Raw genomic sequence first — 16,666 nt, forward strand, 5'->3', positions numbered from 1 at the left:
ACAGAGCAAAAATATAAAAAAATTTACCACCTTTTACCACTTTCTACCACTTTGTTGATAAGTTTACCCACTTCAGAAGCAAAACCCTTAATTTTTAGACTATCAGATTATTAGCATTAATAATGCTTATGAACAATCAACCTAAACTCAAACCCAAAAACAATCGAAAAAATGATTTGTATTTTCGACAAAAAAACAGATGAACTAAACAAAAAAGAAGATGATTTTCAAGCAACTCAACTTCAACCAAAACCAAAAACGAATAAAATTTTAGATTACTATCCTCAAAAAACGAATTGATAAACTCTTTTTAACTGATTAAATCCTATATTTGCCCAAATTGAAATTCGCATTCAAAAGCATGGACAAAAACTACAAAAAAGAAGGCCGATACAGTTACTATGAAGCTGGCGAAGGAACTCCAATTGTTATATTACACGGTTTAATGGGAGGCTTAAGTAATTTTGATGGTGTAGCTAGTTACTTCTCTGGCAAAGGATACAAAATAGTTATTCCAGACCTACCTATTTACACCCAAAGCTTACTAAAAACAAACGTAAAAGCGTTTGCCAAATACGTTAAAGATTTTATTAGTTTCAAAGGTTTTGACCGCGTCATTCTACTAGGAAATTCTCTAGGAGGTCATATTGCTTTATATCATACAAAAATGTATCCAGAAAAAGTAGCCGGACTAGTAATAACAGGTAGCTCAGGACTTTACGAAAGTGCCATGGGAGACAGCTATCCAAAAAGAGGCGACTACGAATACATCAAGAAAAAAGCGGAAGACGTATTTTACGACCCAAAAATTGCCACTCCCGAATTAATCGATGAAGTTTACGCAACTGTAAACGACCGTATCAAATTGATCAAAACGTTGACCATTGCCAAAAGTGCAATCCGTCATAATATGGCTAAAGATTTACCCAAAATGCATGTACAAACCTGTATTATTTGGGGAAAAAACGATAAAGTTACCCCACCAGAAGTAGCAACCGAATTCAACAAATTATTACCAAATTCAACCTTATACTGGATAGACAAATGTGGTCACGCGGCCATGATGGAACACCCAGATGAATTCAACAATCTATTAGAAGAATGGCTTAAAAAAACCAATTTATAAGTCATTTTAAATAAAAAAATACAATGAAAATCAATTCCGCCGAATTTATAATTAGCAACTCTGATGTAAGCAAATGTCCTAAAGACTTCTTGCCTGAATATGCTTTTATCGGCAGGTCAAATGTGGGTAAGTCATCATTAATCAACATGTTGACAAACCATAAAAAACTAGCAAAAACATCAGCCAGACCAGGAAAGACGCAACTTATCAACCATTTTTTAATTAACAAAAACTGGTTCTTAGTCGATTTACCCGGATACGGCTACGCAAAGGTTTCTAAGAAAACTAAAAACGTTTTCCAGCAATTCATCACCGATTATTTTGAAAAAAGGGAACAATTAGCCTGCGCCTTTGTATTAATCGACATTCGCCATGAAGCGCAAGCCATAGATATAGAATTCATGACCTACATGGGAGAAAGCGAAATCCCTTTTTGCATTATCTTTACTAAAGCCGATAAAATCAGCAAAGGAAAAGTTAGCGCTCATATTGCAGCATACAAAAAACAAATGTTTGCAAACAATTGGGCCGAAATGCCTCCTTACTTTGTAACTTCTTCAACAGAAGGAATAGGAAAAGATGAACTATTACAATACATAGACGAGGTTAATCAAGAAATTTTCAAAAACAACAGCCCTATTTAAGATAAAGCAATAAAAAACTCCATTTTTCAATGGAGTTTTTTATTGAGCTGAAGTCACTATTATTTCCCTAAAATACCTTTTTTTAATATTTGCCCAAAATCATACATATCTTCAAAAGAACAATACAAAGGAACTGGTGCTAAACGAATTACATTAGGTTCTCTCCAATCAACTATTACCCCATTTTTCATAAGATAATCAAACAAACTTCGTCCTTCTCCATGCAAGAAAACCGATAATTGACAGGCTCTTTCAGCTGGGTTAGCTGGCGTAATTATTTCAAAAGTACTACTCACTTCTTTATCAATTTCAAGCAAAATAAATTCTAAATAAGCGGTAATCTTATCTCTCTTGGCAACTAAAGCATCCATACCTATTTCGTCAAACATTTCAACAGAAGCCAAATAAGGCGCTAAAGACAAAACAGGCAAATTGCTTACTTGCCAACCATCAGCTCCTTGAACAGGATCAAAAGTAGGCTCCATTTTAAAACGTCGCTCTTTGTTATGTCCCCACCATCCTGCAAATCTTGGCAAATCGGGATTATTGTGATGTTTTTCATGTACAAAGCATCCTGAAGCATTTCCTGGACCTGAATTCATATATTTATAACTACACCATGCCGCAAAATCTACATTCCAATCGTGTAATTCTAACGCAACATTCCCAGCAGCATGGGCTAGATCCCAACCCACATAAGCTCCTACTTTGTGCCCAGCAGCCGTAATGGATCGCATATCAAATACCTGACCTGTATAATAATTTACTCCGCCAATTAAGACTAAAGCTAGTTCATCGCCAACTTCATTAATCTTAGCAATCACATCTTCTGTTCGAATATTATGTTCCCCATCACGTCTTTTAATTTCAACTATAGCTTCTTCAGCTTTAAAACCATGAAAATGAACCTGACTTTGAAACATGTATTGATCAGAAGGAAAAGCTTTTTCCTCGCAAATAATCTTAAAGCGTTTTGCTGTTGGACGGTAAAAAGAAACCATCAACAAATGCAAATTAACCGTAAGCGTATTCATAACGGTAACTTCTGATGGTTTAGCACCAACAATTTTACTCAACGGATTTGCAAAACGTTCCTGATAATCCCACCATGGTTTTTCGGCATAAAAATGCCCTTCAACCGCCAGATTAGCCCAGTCATTCATTATCTCATCTACATAGGCTTTAGTACGTTTTGGCTGGAGTCCCAAAGAGTTTCCTGTAAAGTAAATCACTTTCTTTCCGTTGACTTGCGGAAAAGAAAATTCATTTTGATAGTGACTTAATGTGTCCTGCGCATCGAGTTGTCGTGCAAAAGCAAGGCTGTTTTCAAATATCATTCTTACTAATTTTATGAAGTAAAAGTAGCAAACTAATATGGAATTTGACCACGAATGACACGAATTGGCACAAAGTATTTAAAAACAAAAAGGCTACTTAAATAAGTAACCTAGTTTTGAAAACATGTATTATGATTAAGGAGTTAGCAATTTAGTAAACGACAACGAACCTAATTTCCAAGTTTCATTTTCTTTTATATAGACCTCGGTTACAATAAATGGATTAGTAACTTCATTTCCGCCCACGACTGCTAACAAAGTAATTTTATTTAGCAAAATAGCTGTATTATCAATGATATTTACAGATACTTCGTGAATATCAGCTTTTTTATAATGTATTCCACCACTCTTAATAATATCGAGTTCTTGTTTTTTACCCCAGCTTCCACCCATGTGAACAAAAACGGATTTATCGTCAAACAAAGGAGTTAATTTTTCGACATCTTTATCGGCCATCCACTGCCATTTTTGTTTGGAAAGCTGGATCACTTCTTGTTCCTCACTTTTTAATTCCGTTTTGAATGCAATACCACCATAATATTGTTCACTTGTTAAAGGTTCAAGCCAAATGGTCTTCCCTTTTTGAGATGGAGAAACCGCTATATAAGCAACACCACTTTGAGGAGAAGCTCCGTGCCAATGTTCTATGTTTGGCAGACATTTTATAACATCACCTTTTTTAATAATTTGTTTAGGTCTATTCCTTTCTTGGTAATACCCCTCTCCATCTGTTATAAGTAACGTTTGTCCTCCTGGATGTTTGTGCCAGTTCAACCTAGCATCGGATTTAAAAGTAGCCATGGCTATACTATAATTGAAAGTCGTGTCAGCTGTACTTAATTCGTTCAACCAAACCTCTCCAACATGATGTACGTTGGGCGATTTTTCGCCTTTTGGGAATATAGTAATTCCTTGTGCTTTAACAGAACTTATCCCTATTCCGAAGGCAAATACTAAAAAAGTGTAATACGATTGCTTTTTCATTTCTAAATATTTTTGTGATTACTAACTTATAAATCTAATTTTCTCTCGCTTAACCATTTTACCATATTAGGGTCTCGGTGGTCAAAAAACAAACTTTGATTGGTATCTAACGTTTTGATTTGTTGCATATCCTCAGCAGATAAGTTAAAATCAAAAATGTTAAAATTCTCCTCCATTCTTTCTTTTCGGACTGATTTTGGAATAACAACAATGCCACGTTGTGTCAACCATCTCAGAATAATTTGTGCGACACTCTTGTTGTATTTTTTAGCGAAAGATATCAATAATTCATTTTGAAACATATCGTTTCTTCCTTCGGCAAAAGGGCCCCAAGACTCAATTTGAACGTTATTTTCTTGTAAGAATAGCTGATTGTCTATTTGTTGATCAAAAGGATGTGTTTCCACTTGGTTTATTGCTGGGGTAAAACCACTATTAACAATCAAATCCATCACCCTGTCTGGATGAAAATTAGACACTCCAATAGCTCTTATTTTTCCTGCTTCATACAATTCGCACATCGCCTTCCAAGAACCAAAAATATCACCATACGGCTGATGAATAAGGTATAAATCCAAATAGTCTAATTGCAATAAGTCTAATGATTTTTGAAACGCTTTTTTTGTATTTTCATACCCGTGGTCCTCAATCCATAATTTGGTAGTGATAAACAACTCTTTTCTATCAACACCACTCTTTTTAATGGCATTACCTACCGCTGCCTCATTCCTATACGAAGCGGCAGTGTCAATTAAACGATAGCCAACTTCGATAGCATTTATTACTACTGTTTCACATTCTTTAGTATCCGGTATTTGAAAAACACCAAAACCTAACAGAGGCATTTCAACTCCGTTATTCAGCGTAACATATTGCATATTTGTATTATTTTGAAATTGTTTTAATAAATAAAAAACAAAACTGTTTTTCTATGATACAAATTTGCAACTTGAATCTGAAGGCACTAGTATATCGATTACGGATTGTACTACCAATATTACTTATTGCACTTATTACCTGATGATTGCTACAACTAAATGTCTAAATTTGTCTCATCAAAGAACAACAACTATGGAAAATACAGTTACATTTGAGACTATTAGTCAGTATAATGAATTCAATAATACTGAGACTCTGCATCCTTTAATTAGCGTGATTGATTTTTCAAAAGCACACGAAAGATCATGGAATGGGCAAAAGCGTGTTAAAATTTATTACGGATTTTATTGTATTTTTTAAAAGATATAAAATGTGGTGATATACGCTACGGATGCAATTATTACGATTATCAAGAAGGTACATTAGTTTTTACTGCACCCGGACAAATAATGGAGGTAGAAACTACAGGTGAAGTATACCAACCAAAGGGATATGCCCTAGTTTTTCATCCTGATTTAGTACACGGAACATCGCTTTTTAAAAGTCTTACTGAGTATAATTTCTTTAGTTATAAAGCTAATGAAGCCTTACATCTATCCGAACGAGAGCGACAGATCGTTTTGGATAGTTTTTCAAAAATAAAATTGGAGTTGGAAATTGGAGTAGACAAACACAGTAAGAAATTGATTGCTTCCAATATCGAATTGTTTCTCAACTACTGTAATCGCTTTTATGACAGACAATTTATAACACGAGAAAACGCCAACAAAGGTGTTTTAGAAAAATTTGAAGAGGTGCTGAATCAGTATTTCACTTCAGATAAACCTAGCAAAATTGGCTTGCCATCTGTGGCTTATTGTGCTGATGAACTTCATTTATCAGCCAACTATTTTGGTGATTTAATTAAAAAAGAAACCGGAAAATCTGCTCAGGAATACATCCAAAACAAAATAATTGATGTGGCTAAAGACCAAATTTTAGGCAATACCAAAACTGTAAATGAAATTGCTTACGAATTAGGGTTCAAATATCCGCAGCACTTTTCTAGACTTTTCAAACAAAGAGTGGGGTTTACTCCTAATGAATATAGAAGCGCTAATTAAACTCATCGCCTCTTTTGTTTGCGTGAGGGATAGCAACGGAAAGCCCACAGCAAATGGAGCGATAGCGGAATGATGCGAGGACTTGAAGTGCATAGCCCGACCCTTGGGTCACGCCCAAAACAAAAAAATCTCGCCAAGACTGACGAGATTTCTTCTTATAAATTTAAAATTTCTATTATAGGATTAGCATCGCATCTCCATACGAATAGAATTTATACTTTTCTTTAATCGCTTCTTCATAAGCTTTTTTCATTAAATCATGCCCACAAAAAGCAGAAATCATCATCAATAAAGTTGATTTTGGCGTATGGAAATTAGTAATCATACAGTTAGCTACACTAAAATCATGTGGAGGAAAGATAAACTTGTTAGTCCATCCTTCGTAAGGATTCAAAGTGTTTGCAGAAGAAACTGAACTTTCAATTGCACGCATAGAAGTTGTTCCTACAGCACAAACACGTTTTCTTTTAGCCTTGGCTGCATTTACAATATCACAGGCTTCCTGAGTAATTTTTAATTCCTCAGAATCCATTTTGTGTTTAGATAAATCCTCAACTTCAACCGGGTTAAAAGTTCCTAAACCTACGTGAAGCGTCACCTCTGCAAAGTTTACCCCTTTTATTTCTAAACGTTTCAATAAATGTTTAGAGAAATGTAATCCTGCAGTTGGTGCAGCTACAGCTCCTTCTTCCTTAGCATAAATCGTTTGATAACGTTCAGCATCTTCAGGAGTTACGTCCCTGTTAATATATTTAGGAATTGGAGTTTCTCCAAGTTCCGTTAATTTATTTCTGAATTCTTCGTAAGAACCATCGTAAAGGAAACGTAAAGTTCTTCCACGAGAAGTTGTATTATCAATAACCTCAGCAACTAATGAATCGTCGTCACCAAAATATAATTTATTTCCAATTCTGATTTTACGAGCCGGATCTACTAATACATCCCAAAGACGTTGTTCAGCGTTTAATTCTCTAAGCAAAAAAACTTCGATTCTGGCTCCGGTTTTTTCTTTGTTACCATATAAACGAGCAGGAAAAACTTTAGTATTGTTCAAAATCATTACATCTCCATCATCAAAATACTCGATAATGTCTTTGAACATTCTGTGCTCAATGGTTTGTTTTTTTCTGTCTATTACCATTAAACGAGCTTCATCTCTATTTTCTGCTGGAAATTCAGCCAAGAGTTCCTTTGGTAAGTCAAAATTAAAATGTGATAATTTCATTTGAAAAAATTAGAAGTTAGACATTAGAAGTCAGAAGTTTTTTTAGCTTCTACTTTTAACGGCTGCAAATATACGATTGTCAAATAGGCGATGTCAAGTATTTTGCTGTTTAATTTAAAATTAAAACAACAAATCCTCAAAGCATCAATGATTTAGGGGAAATCAGAAACTTTTTATCCGATTAAATCAGAAACTTTATAGCCTAATTTTTCCATATCGGTCCAAAAATCAGGATATGATTTAGAAACCACATCTGCATTTTCGATAATAATTGGCACTTTTAAAGCTAATGGTGCAAAAGCCATCGCCATACGGTGATCGTTATAAGTTCCGATTTTTACATTCGAATTGATTTCTGAAGTAGCCACAAGAGTCAGACTATCATTAGTAACAGAAATATTAGCTCCAAGCTTGCTTAATTCAATTCGTAGAGCTTCCAATCTATCTGTTTCTTTTATTTTTAACGTATGAAGACCTGTAAGATGACAACCAATTCCTAAACCAAGACAAGTAACTACAATGGTTTGAGCAATATCAGGTGTGTGATTCAAATCGAAAATAACATCTTTGTATTTGAACTTCTTCGTTTTTGTCAAACTAATGGTATTTCCATTAAATTGTGTTTCAACGCCCATTTCTTTATAAATAGAAACCAAAGCTGAATCACCTTGTAAACTTGATTGTTTGTAACTACTCAAAGTAATCTCAGCTTCTTCAGACAAGGCAACTAAACTAAAAAAGTAAGATGCTGAACTCCAATCAGACTCAACCGTCATCACTTTTGACTCCACTTCTTTTTGAGGCATAACCTTAATTACATTCCCTTCAAAACTGGTTTGAATATTCAAATCGTTCAACAAGGCCAATGTCATTTTGATATAAGGAATAGAAGTAATTTCTCCTTCTAAAGTCAATTCGATTCCATTTTCTAATTTAGGAGCTACTAACAACAAAGCAGAAATATATTGGCTACTTACATTAGCCGCCATAGTCACTTTAGATTGCGTGATTTTTTGTCCTTTGATTTTAATTGGCGGATAACCTTCTTCTTTTAAGAAAGTAATATCAGCACCTAATTGACGTAAGGCTTCTACTAGAATTTTCACAGGACGTTCTTGCATTCTACTTGAACCCGTCAATATCACTTCGCGTCCTTCTTTTACTGCAAAATAAGCCGTAAGAAAACGCATAGCAGTTCCAGCATGATGAATATCTACTACTTCTTCATTTCCTGTCAATGCCATTTGCATGACTTCGCTATCATCTGAATTAGATGTGTTACTTAAAGTAATATTAGAAAATAAAGCTTGCAAAAGCAACAATCTGTTCGTTTCACTTTTAGAACCGGTTACTTCAATTTGAGCATTTAATTTAGAATATGTAGTTTGTAGTAGTAAATTCATTTTTATGATTATTAGATGTGAATTATAAGTTAACGCCTGAGGCATTTAACACCAATAATTTGAGGGCGCAATTTAGCACACCCAATTCATAAATCATAATCCGAAACTAATAATTATTTCAATTTTTCGTTGTTTTTGTGACGATCTTTATCTCTAACCGACTTTAAATCCATTTTTTTATCAAAAGCCGCCTGCAAATCGATTCCTGTTTGATTAGCCAAGCACAAAACCACAAAAACCACATCAGCTAGTTCCTCACCTAAATCTTTACTCTTATCACTTTCTTTTTCTGATTGCTCCCCATAACGACGGGCAATAATTCGAGCAACCTCTCCAACTTCTTCTGTTAGTTGTGCCATATTGGTTAATTCGTTAAAATAACGAACTCCGTGTTCTTTTATCCAAGTATCAACCTCTAACTGAGCATTTTTAAGATTCATATTATATTTTTTTAAGCACTATTTTTTCTTGCTGTTGTTCTACTATTTTTTGACAAAAATTCTTCAATCCATCATAAAGATCAGCAGTCGCAATTGTAATATTGATATCATTTGAAACCACAATTTGGATACGTCCATCATTAACAGCTGAATTTAATGAAAAAACTAATGATTTGTCCTCGGTTGCCATTTTTAATGATTTTGGCATCGATTCTATCTCATAACCTTCTGGAATCTCAAAAAACAAACTATATCTTTCTTGCCTAGGATACCCAAAATAAATAGGCATCTTTCTTTTTTCCTGTAAAAAAGGATTTTTAGTCACCGCAAAAAACAATAACGGGTCAATAAACATTTTGCCATTTATTATTTCACAATGATTCTCGCTGGTAAAATTAAACTTTTCTATAACTGGTTTAGACAAATCGGCTTTTTTATTTTCAACAACATAATCACTTATCTCAATACCTTCAAGTTCATTTTCTTTTTTCTCTAAATAATTTTCAAGATTAGCATCTGCTGGATATGCAAACAAAAACGGCACATTAAGTTAAGCTACATTTTTGTAATTAATTTGATTGTTAAATTCTTCAATAGTTGCATAATTCAAAGTGGAATGTCTCCTTTTTCTGTTGTACCAAATTTCAATATATTCAAAGATTTCCAGTTTCATCTGTTCTTTAGAAATCAGTTTGTTCCCATAAATTAATTCCGTTTTCAAAGATTTGAAGAAGCTTTCCGCCACAGCATTATCCCAGCAATTTCCTTTACGACTCATACTGCGGGTTATTTTTTTATAGGAATCAAGAACATTTACAAACTTTTTACTGGCATATTGAACACCTCTGTCAGAATGAAAAATCAAACCTTGATCAATATCTCGGTTTTTAACCGCCATTTTCCAAGCTCCAAGCGTAGTTTCTTCTGTACTCATTCCGTCACTCAAACTCCAACCGATAATTTTTCTGTCGTATAAATCCATAATAGTGGTCAGGTATACAAAACCCTCTTTAGTTTGGATATATGTAATATCCGAAACCCAAACTTTTGAAGGCATTTTTACAATAAACTCTCTGTTTAATACATTTTCGACAACTAAATAATTATGATTTGAGTTGGTTGTAACTTTGAACTTCTTGCTTAATTTGCTTCGTAAGCCAAGTTCTTTCATATATTTTGCAACTGTAATTCGTGAAACTTTATAACCTAAATACTGCAGTTCCAATGTTATTCTAGGACTTCCATATCTTTGTTTGGCTCCAAAATAAATCAATGTTATCTGTTCTTTTATGGCAATTTTTAGTTGTTGTCTTGCTGTGACTGCTTGTTTTTTCCATCGGTAATAACTTCCGCTGCTCACTTTTAGAACTTTGCACATTTTTTCGATCGGGAATAGTTGTTCATTGCTTTTTATGAAACTATAAATCATCGACCGCTCTTGGAAAAAATGCCGATTGCTTTTTTTAATATATCACGTTCTAACTCGGCATCTTTGAGTCTTTTCTCTAGTTCGTGAATTTTTTCTTGCTCGGGAGTGAGTTTTAAATTTCCTTTCCCAGGAAAACTTCCTTCTCCAAATTCCTCGAACTCTTTACGCCATTTATACAACTGTGGTGCTGTGATTCCCAACTCTCTGGCGAGTTCTGATACATTTGTTCTCTCATAACTCAATTGAACGGCTTTTTCTTTAAAAGCTTTGTCATAAATTTTGCGGACTTGTTTCATAGGTTAAAATTAAGATTATTTCTTAACTTTATGTGATGGCTAAGTTAGCACGTCCATAGCTATAATTTCTACTTATTGAAAGGCAAAGTAAAAGTAAATTTAGTTCCAATTTGCAATTTACTTTTAACTTTAATTTCTCCATTAAGTAAATCGACAACTTTTTTACAAATAGCTAAAACTAAAATAGAACTTCCATTATCATTTAATAAATCCCCATCTTGTTGTGCAAAACCTTGCAAAATAACTTTCAATTTATCATCAGAAATTCCAACTCCCGAATCTATAACAATAAATCGTAACACATATTCTTCATCACTTTCAAATTCTAGTTGAATTTTCAATCTGATTTTTCCTCCTACTGGGGTATATTTAACTGCATTACTTATACTATTCCACAATACTTGAGAAACTCTAATACAATCACCGTTTAAAATATTAGGTAATTCGCTATCTATAGTTACTTTAAAATCAATTTCTTTTTGAATACATTTCTCCGAAAATGAAATATTTAAAAAGTTAATCAATTGATCTAAACCAAATGGTTTGTTTGCAGCGATAAAATGGCTCGATTTTACTTTAGCTAAATCTAACAAATCATTTATAGTTATGAGTAAAACATCAGTCACTAACTTACTATATTCTAATTGATTAACACTGTTATGATCTAATGTGTTTTTTGATATAGAATTTGTAACCTTGGATATCGTTAGAAGTGATTCTCGTATTTCACGCCCAATATAGGTTAAAAAATGATCTCTATTAAGAATTAACTGTTCTGAGCGGTCTTTTTCTACAACTAATTTCTCTTGTAAATTTTCTAATAATTTCTGAGAAACCATCGCTGCTTTTAACTCCTCTATATAGGTATTAAATCCCATACAGAATACATCTAATTCGTCATGAGCATAAGAAATAGGTAAATAATTAAAAAAATCACCAGCAAAACAATTGGAAATCTGTTCTACAATAACTGCCGTTCGCTGTTTTTTAGATTCGATTTTTTTAGACAAAAACAACAATTCTTCGTAAACATCATCTAAACTATCCCCATAAGTAATTTGCTCCTGAAACTCATCTTGGTTTATGGAGCGCACTAGGGCTAATATGTTTTCTAGTTTAGACATGAATACAACAGATTGAATATCTTGGTATTATTTATTTCTAAAAACATCTAACGATTTATAAATATAAGAAATATCTTTAAAACAACAATACCAAAATTGAAAATTTAAAAAAATTAATAAAAGCTAAGTAAAGGTTACAAATAACTAATCTATCTTTAATTAACTAAATCATTTCTTTTCTTTCAATTCGTTCAACCAACACATCCAAACCCTTTAGCCAAAGTGGATATGATTACGATTCGCTCGCTAACTCCTAATCGATCATAAATATAACCAGCACCGTTTTTACCACTCCAACTCATTCCATGAGCATCATCAAAATACAAATAGAATTTAGGATACTTGCATAATAAGCTTTTTAAAACATCGGTATCTGGTAAATCGCCATGCATCGAATAGACACCATCTGCCATATACCAAATACGATTGAATTTATTGTAATTTTCTCGTATCATCTCCTCTAACATTCGATAATCAGAGTGCCTAACCATTTTCACTTCAGTGCCTTGTAATTTAGTGTTTTTACATGGAAATTGAACACTAAAATGCACCTGTTGATCCAGTATTACCAAATCATTTGATTTAATTATTGTTGCGATAACTGAGATATGAGCATTGGAAGTCGAAGTATAGCAAATTACTTTATTGCCATCAAATATTTGAGACATGAGTTCTTCTAACTCTTGAATATAGATTGGACGAATATAAGCCCTAGACATGGATAATTAAGTACCAAATTTCTTAGTCAAGACAATTGAATTTGCAATCAATTCAGGATGTGTTTCCAATCCTAAATAGCCACATGTGCCAAAATTAATTAATTCTTTGCCCTGAATAGTAAACTTTTCACCATTAAAAGATTTTTCCTCAGAGTTGATATGCATAATCCCATCTGATTTAGCAGAAGACCAAACACTATCAACTACGTCTAAATAATTACTGTGATTAATTTTTGCCAAAATATATTGTTTTAAATTATCCTAAGTATTGCAACTTTTGCAGCATGCTCTACCTGTAAAAAAACACAAAACTATTTTGGGGCAAAAACAGTATTGAATGAATATACCATTCTAAAAGTGATTTCTAATTTAACAAAAAAAGCTACTTTAGAAGCTTTTTTCGTTCAAATTTTATTCTTTAATTTTTGAATCAATCAAAATAGTAACGGGACCATCATTAATCAATGAGACTTTCATATCTGCTCCAAATTGTCCGGTTTGCACTTTTTTCCCAAGAGTATGTTCTAAAGCAGAAACAAATTTTTCATATAAGGGAATAGCTATTTCAGGTTTAGAAGACTTTATATAAGAAGGTCGATTTCCTTTTTTGGTTGCTGCGTGAAGTGTAAACTGACTTACCACAATTATATCTCCATCGATATCTTGGACTGATAAATTCATCACATTGTTTTCATCACCAAAAATGCGGAGTTTAATAATTTTAGCCACTAACCAATCAATATCCTCTTGGCTATCGGCATCTTCAATACCTACTAAAACCAAAAGCCCTTTATTAATTGCAGCAACTTTACTATTTTCAATAGTCACAGATGCTTCAGATACTCTTTGAATTACTACCCTCATTAACCTCTCGATTTATCGCTATTTTTTCGGTCTTCATCGTAAATGTCAGTGCGGTAATTTTCATCATCTCCTTCTAACAATTTCAAATAGCTATTATAGCGTGACCAAGATATTACTTCATTCTCTAAAGCTTCCTTAACAGCACATTTTGGTTCTTCTTTGTGCAAACAATTATTAAACTTACATTGGTTTTTCAATTTGAAGAACTCAGGAAAATAATCACTGATTTCTTCTTTTTCCATATCTACAACTCCAAATCCACGGATACCTGGAGTATCAATAATTTTGGCACCAAAAGACAAATCAAACATTTCAGCAAAAGTAGTAGTATGTTGTCCTTGCGAATGTGAATCAGAAATTTGTTTGGTTTTTAAATTTAAAGTCGGCTCAATAGCATTCACCAAAGTTGATTTTCCAACCCCGGAATGTCCTGAGAACATACTCACCCTGTCTTTCATTAATTCAATGAGTTTGTCTAATCCTTTGCGTTCCTGAGCAGAAACACGTAAACATTTGTATCCTATTTTTTCGTAAGTATATTGTAAAAACAATTGTTCGTCAAGGGCTGCTTCGTCAAACGTATCTATTTTATTAAAAACTAAAATCGCCTCAATACCATAAGCTTCAGCAGTAACCAGAAAACGGTCTATAAAACTTGTTGTAGTTGGCGGATTATTAATGGTAACCAACAAGAAAACGATATCTATATTTGACGCAATAATATGCGTTTGTTTAGAAAGATTTACCGATTTCCTTACAATGTAATTCTTTCTATCCTGAATCGTATTAATAACTCCAGTTACTTGATTATTGGATTCTTCTAATTCATATTCGACATAGTCGCCCACAGCAATAGGATTGGTACTTTTTATACCTTTCATCCTAAACTTTCCTTTAATTCTACAATCCACAAAATTTCCTTCTTCGGATTTTACGGTGTACCAGCTCCCTGTTGATTTATAAACGATTCCTGTCATGGGACAAAGATAAAATTTTGTTTCAAGTTCAAAGTCTAAAGTTTAAGGTTTTTAACATTTGCCAGAAATAAAAAATCCCTTTAACTCTTGCAAAGTCAAAGGGATTTCTATTGTGTATTTCAAGCTAATTATCCGTTGATAATTTTTTCTTGGTGTTCGATACTTTCTTGGTGAATCGACTTGAATAGTTTAGTAATAAACTCTTCCGATAATCCTTTTTTAGCACCTTCAGCAACCATTTTTTCTTGGATTTCATTCCAACGAGTATTTTGTAAAACAGCTACGTTATTGTCTTTTTTCACTTGACCAATTTCGTCAGCTACTTTCATTCTTTTACCTAAAAGGTCTAACAAATTAGCGTCTAATACATCGATATTAGCTCTTAATTTTGTCATTTTAGCCTCAAAATCGCTATCTCCGCTTACTTTTCTAATTTTCAAATCTTTCAAGATTTGTTTCAAAGCATCAGGAGTAACTTGTTGTGCAGCATCAGACCAAGCATTATCTGGATCAATATGCGTTTCGATAATCATACCATCGTAGTTTAAATCTAAAGCTTCTTGTGTTACTTCAAGAATCATGTTACGATTACCTGTAATATGAGATGGATCGATAATTAATGGCAAATCAGGGAATTTATTTTGCAATTCGATAGCAATTTGCCATTCAGGAATGTTTCTGTATTTTGTTTTCTCATAAGTAGAGAAACCTCTATGAATAACTCCTAAATTTTTGATTCCAGCCATGTGTAAACGCTCAACACCACCTAACCATAAAGCCATATCTGGGTTTACAGGGTTTTTAACTAATACAATTTTATCAGTTCCTGCTAATGTATCAGCAATTTCTTGAACTGCAAAAGGGTTCGCTGTTGTACGAGCACCTACCCATAATACATCAATATCATATTCTAAAGCTAATTTACAGTGAGCAGCAGTAGCTACTTCAGTCCCCATTAAAAGTCCTGTTTCTTCTTTAGCTTTCTTCAACCATTTCAATCCAATTTCTCCAATTCCTTCAAATCCTCCTGGACGTGTTCTTGGTTTCCAAATTCCTGCTCTAAATACGCTTACATCAGAATTTTTTAATTCGTGAGCAATTTTCAATACTTGCTCTTCTGTTTCAGCACTACAAGGTCCTGCGATCACAAATGGATGAGACAAATTGAATGCGTTCAACCAATTTCTCATTTCTTTCTTGTTTTCCATTTTCTTAGTTATTTGTTGTTTGTTTTTTTATATTAAAAATCTTTTTACTCTATTTTTTAACGCTTATGCCGTTTAATATTTCCTTTATTTTATTCACACTCGCCATCTCATCATATATCGACTGATAATTATCCTGAACTAACAAATCTTTGAATTTTGTCAAATTAGAAATATACTCTTCTAATGATTCCAAAACTTGAGCCTTATTTTGTTCAAAAATAGGCGTCCACATGGCTGGCGAACTTTTAGCTAAACGCACCGTGCTTTCAAAACCGGAACCTGCCATATCAAAAATATCTTGTTCATCTTTCTCCTTATCAATTACCGTTTTACCTAACATAAAAGAACTAATATGCGACAGATGCGAAACATAAGCTATATGCTTATCATGCGACTTAGGATCCATATAACGAATACGCATTCCTAAGGTTTTAAAAACTTCCAACGCTTTTTCTTGCAATTTGAAAGCTGTTTTTTCTACTTCACAAATGATATTTGTTTTTCCTTTAAACAAATCCCTCAATGCTGCCGAAGGTCCAGAAAATTCGGTTCCGGCTATTGGGTGAGTCGCAATAAAATTTCTTCTTCTTGAATGTGTAGCTACCACTTCACAAATAGGATTTTTAGTCGAACCCACTTCTAATACAATCGCATTATCATTGATCAAATCAAGCACTTTAGGTAATAAGCCAAGAGCCACATTTACTGGAACCGAGACAATGACAAAATCAGCAATTGCTAAATCATCCATTGTAGCAGCCTTATCAATAACACCTAACTCTAATGCTTGTTGCAAATGCTTCTCGTTTGTATCAATCCCGTAAATTGTAGCTTCTGGATAATGTGCTTTGATGTCTAAAACCATCGAACCTCCTATTAATCCAATTCCTATTACAAATACTTTCATT

Annotated in this window: 19 protein-coding genes; 4 read left to right on the plus strand and 15 right to left on the minus strand. The window is 33.5% G+C overall.

Annotated features, from left to right (window positions below; genetic code table 11):
* The first annotated feature begins 171 nt into the window (after positions 1-171).
* The 3 genes from P5P90_RS07350 to yihA all read left to right on the plus strand — a co-directional run bounded on the left by P5P90_RS07350 (position 172) and on the right by yihA (position 1,770).
* On the plus strand, positions 172-300 hold the full coding sequence (locus P5P90_RS07350; RefSeq protein WP_278034101.1) for a hypothetical protein: 129 nt from the start codon (positions 172-174) through the stop codon (positions 298-300).
* A 61-nt stretch (positions 301-361) separates the two neighbouring features.
* Positions 362-1,126: an alpha/beta fold hydrolase gene (locus P5P90_RS07355; RefSeq protein ID WP_278034102.1), complete on the plus strand. Its 765-nt coding sequence runs from the start codon at positions 362-364 to the stop codon at positions 1,124-1,126.
* A gap of 23 nt (positions 1,127-1,149) precedes the next feature.
* On the plus strand, positions 1,150-1,770 hold the full coding sequence (gene yihA, locus P5P90_RS07360) for a ribosome biogenesis GTP-binding protein YihA/YsxC (protein WP_278034103.1): 621 nt from the start codon (positions 1,150-1,152) through the stop codon (positions 1,768-1,770).
* Between the two features lie 59 nt (positions 1,771-1,829).
* Here the strand turns inward: yihA and kynU are convergent, their stop codons facing one another.
* The 3 genes from kynU to P5P90_RS07375 form a co-directional block, all read right to left on the minus strand.
* Entirely contained in the window at positions 1,830-3,107 is a 1,278-nt protein-coding gene (gene kynU, locus P5P90_RS07365) for a kynureninase (RefSeq protein ID WP_278034104.1), read from the minus strand.
* Positions 3,108-3,242: 135 nt separating this feature from the next.
* Positions 3,243-4,091: a DUF4440 domain-containing protein gene (locus tag P5P90_RS07370; protein ID WP_278034105.1), complete on the minus strand. Its 849-nt coding sequence runs from the start codon at positions 4,089-4,091 to the stop codon at positions 3,243-3,245.
* A gap of 26 nt (positions 4,092-4,117) precedes the next feature.
* On the minus strand, positions 4,118-4,969 hold the full coding sequence (locus P5P90_RS07375) for an aldo/keto reductase (RefSeq protein ID WP_278034106.1): 852 nt from the start codon (positions 4,967-4,969) through the stop codon (positions 4,118-4,120).
* Positions 4,970-5,317: 348 nt separating this feature from the next.
* Between P5P90_RS07375 and P5P90_RS07380 the strand changes: the two genes are divergently transcribed.
* A complete protein-coding gene (locus tag P5P90_RS07380) occupies positions 5,318-6,073 on the plus strand; it encodes a helix-turn-helix domain-containing protein (RefSeq protein ID WP_340696380.1) in 756 nt (251 codons plus the stop codon).
* Between the two features lie 175 nt (positions 6,074-6,248).
* On the opposite strand, the gene queA is transcribed toward P5P90_RS07380, so the two are convergent.
* The 12 genes from queA to P5P90_RS07440 all read right to left on the minus strand — a co-directional run bounded on the left by queA (position 6,249) and on the right by P5P90_RS07440 (position 16,665).
* Positions 6,249-7,298: a tRNA preQ1(34) S-adenosylmethionine ribosyltransferase-isomerase QueA gene (gene queA / locus P5P90_RS07385; RefSeq protein WP_278034107.1), complete on the minus strand. Its 1,050-nt coding sequence runs from the start codon at positions 7,296-7,298 to the stop codon at positions 6,249-6,251.
* A gap of 173 nt (positions 7,299-7,471) precedes the next feature.
* Positions 7,472-8,701: a 3-phosphoshikimate 1-carboxyvinyltransferase gene (gene aroA / locus P5P90_RS07390; RefSeq protein WP_278034108.1), complete on the minus strand. Its 1,230-nt coding sequence runs from the start codon at positions 8,699-8,701 to the stop codon at positions 7,472-7,474.
* Positions 8,702-8,814: 113 nt separating this feature from the next.
* A complete protein-coding gene (locus tag P5P90_RS07395; RefSeq protein WP_278034109.1) occupies positions 8,815-9,141 on the minus strand; it encodes a nucleotide pyrophosphohydrolase in 327 nt (108 codons plus the stop codon).
* Position 9,142: 1 nt separating this feature from the next.
* The gene (locus tag P5P90_RS07400) at positions 9,143-9,676 is read right to left on the minus strand and encodes a hypothetical protein (protein WP_278034110.1); all 534 of its coding nucleotides are present in this window, start codon (positions 9,674-9,676) and stop codon (positions 9,143-9,145) included.
* A gap of 15 nt (positions 9,677-9,691) precedes the next feature.
* Positions 9,692-10,866 (minus strand): IS3 family transposase gene (locus tag P5P90_RS07405; protein ID WP_278034111.1). Its coding sequence is split into 2 segments (ribosomal slippage): positions 9,692-10,599 and positions 10,599-10,866, totalling 1,176 coding nucleotides; the frame shifts between segments, so codons are not numbered across the junction.
* A 68-nt stretch (positions 10,867-10,934) separates the two neighbouring features.
* Complete coding sequence (locus P5P90_RS07410; protein WP_278034112.1) at positions 10,935-11,990, minus strand: sensor histidine kinase; 1,056 nt, start codon at positions 11,988-11,990, stop codon at positions 10,935-10,937.
* A gap of 191 nt (positions 11,991-12,181) precedes the next feature.
* Positions 12,182-12,709 carry an aminotransferase class I/II-fold pyridoxal phosphate-dependent enzyme gene (locus tag P5P90_RS07415; protein WP_278034113.1) on the minus strand — a complete coding sequence of 176 codons (528 nt, stop codon included), beginning with the start codon at positions 12,707-12,709 and terminating at the stop codon, positions 12,182-12,184.
* 6 nt (positions 12,710-12,715) lie between these two features.
* Complete coding sequence (locus P5P90_RS07420) at positions 12,716-12,949, minus strand: hypothetical protein (protein ID WP_278034114.1); 234 nt, start codon at positions 12,947-12,949, stop codon at positions 12,716-12,718.
* A 171-nt stretch (positions 12,950-13,120) separates the two neighbouring features.
* Complete coding sequence (gene dtd, locus P5P90_RS07425; RefSeq protein WP_278034115.1) at positions 13,121-13,573, minus strand: D-aminoacyl-tRNA deacylase; 453 nt, start codon at positions 13,571-13,573, stop codon at positions 13,121-13,123.
* Entirely contained in the window at positions 13,573-14,550 is a 978-nt protein-coding gene (gene rsgA, locus P5P90_RS07430) for a ribosome small subunit-dependent GTPase A (RefSeq protein ID WP_278034116.1), read from the minus strand. The genes dtd and rsgA overlap by 1 nt, the downstream gene beginning before the upstream one ends.
* A 128-nt stretch (positions 14,551-14,678) precedes the next feature.
* Positions 14,679-15,758, minus strand: a complete 1,080-nt coding sequence (locus P5P90_RS07435) for a bifunctional 3-deoxy-7-phosphoheptulonate synthase/chorismate mutase type II (RefSeq protein ID WP_278034117.1) — start codon at positions 15,756-15,758, stop codon at positions 14,679-14,681.
* Positions 15,759-15,807: 49 nt separating this feature from the next.
* Entirely contained in the window at positions 15,808-16,665 is an 858-nt protein-coding gene (locus tag P5P90_RS07440) for a prephenate dehydrogenase (protein ID WP_278034118.1), read from the minus strand.
* Position 16,666: the final 1 nt, after the last annotated feature.

Source organism: Flavobacterium nitratireducens, assembly GCF_029625335.1.
GTDB classification, from domain to species: domain Bacteria; phylum Bacteroidota; class Bacteroidia; order Flavobacteriales; family Flavobacteriaceae; genus Flavobacterium; species Flavobacterium nitratireducens.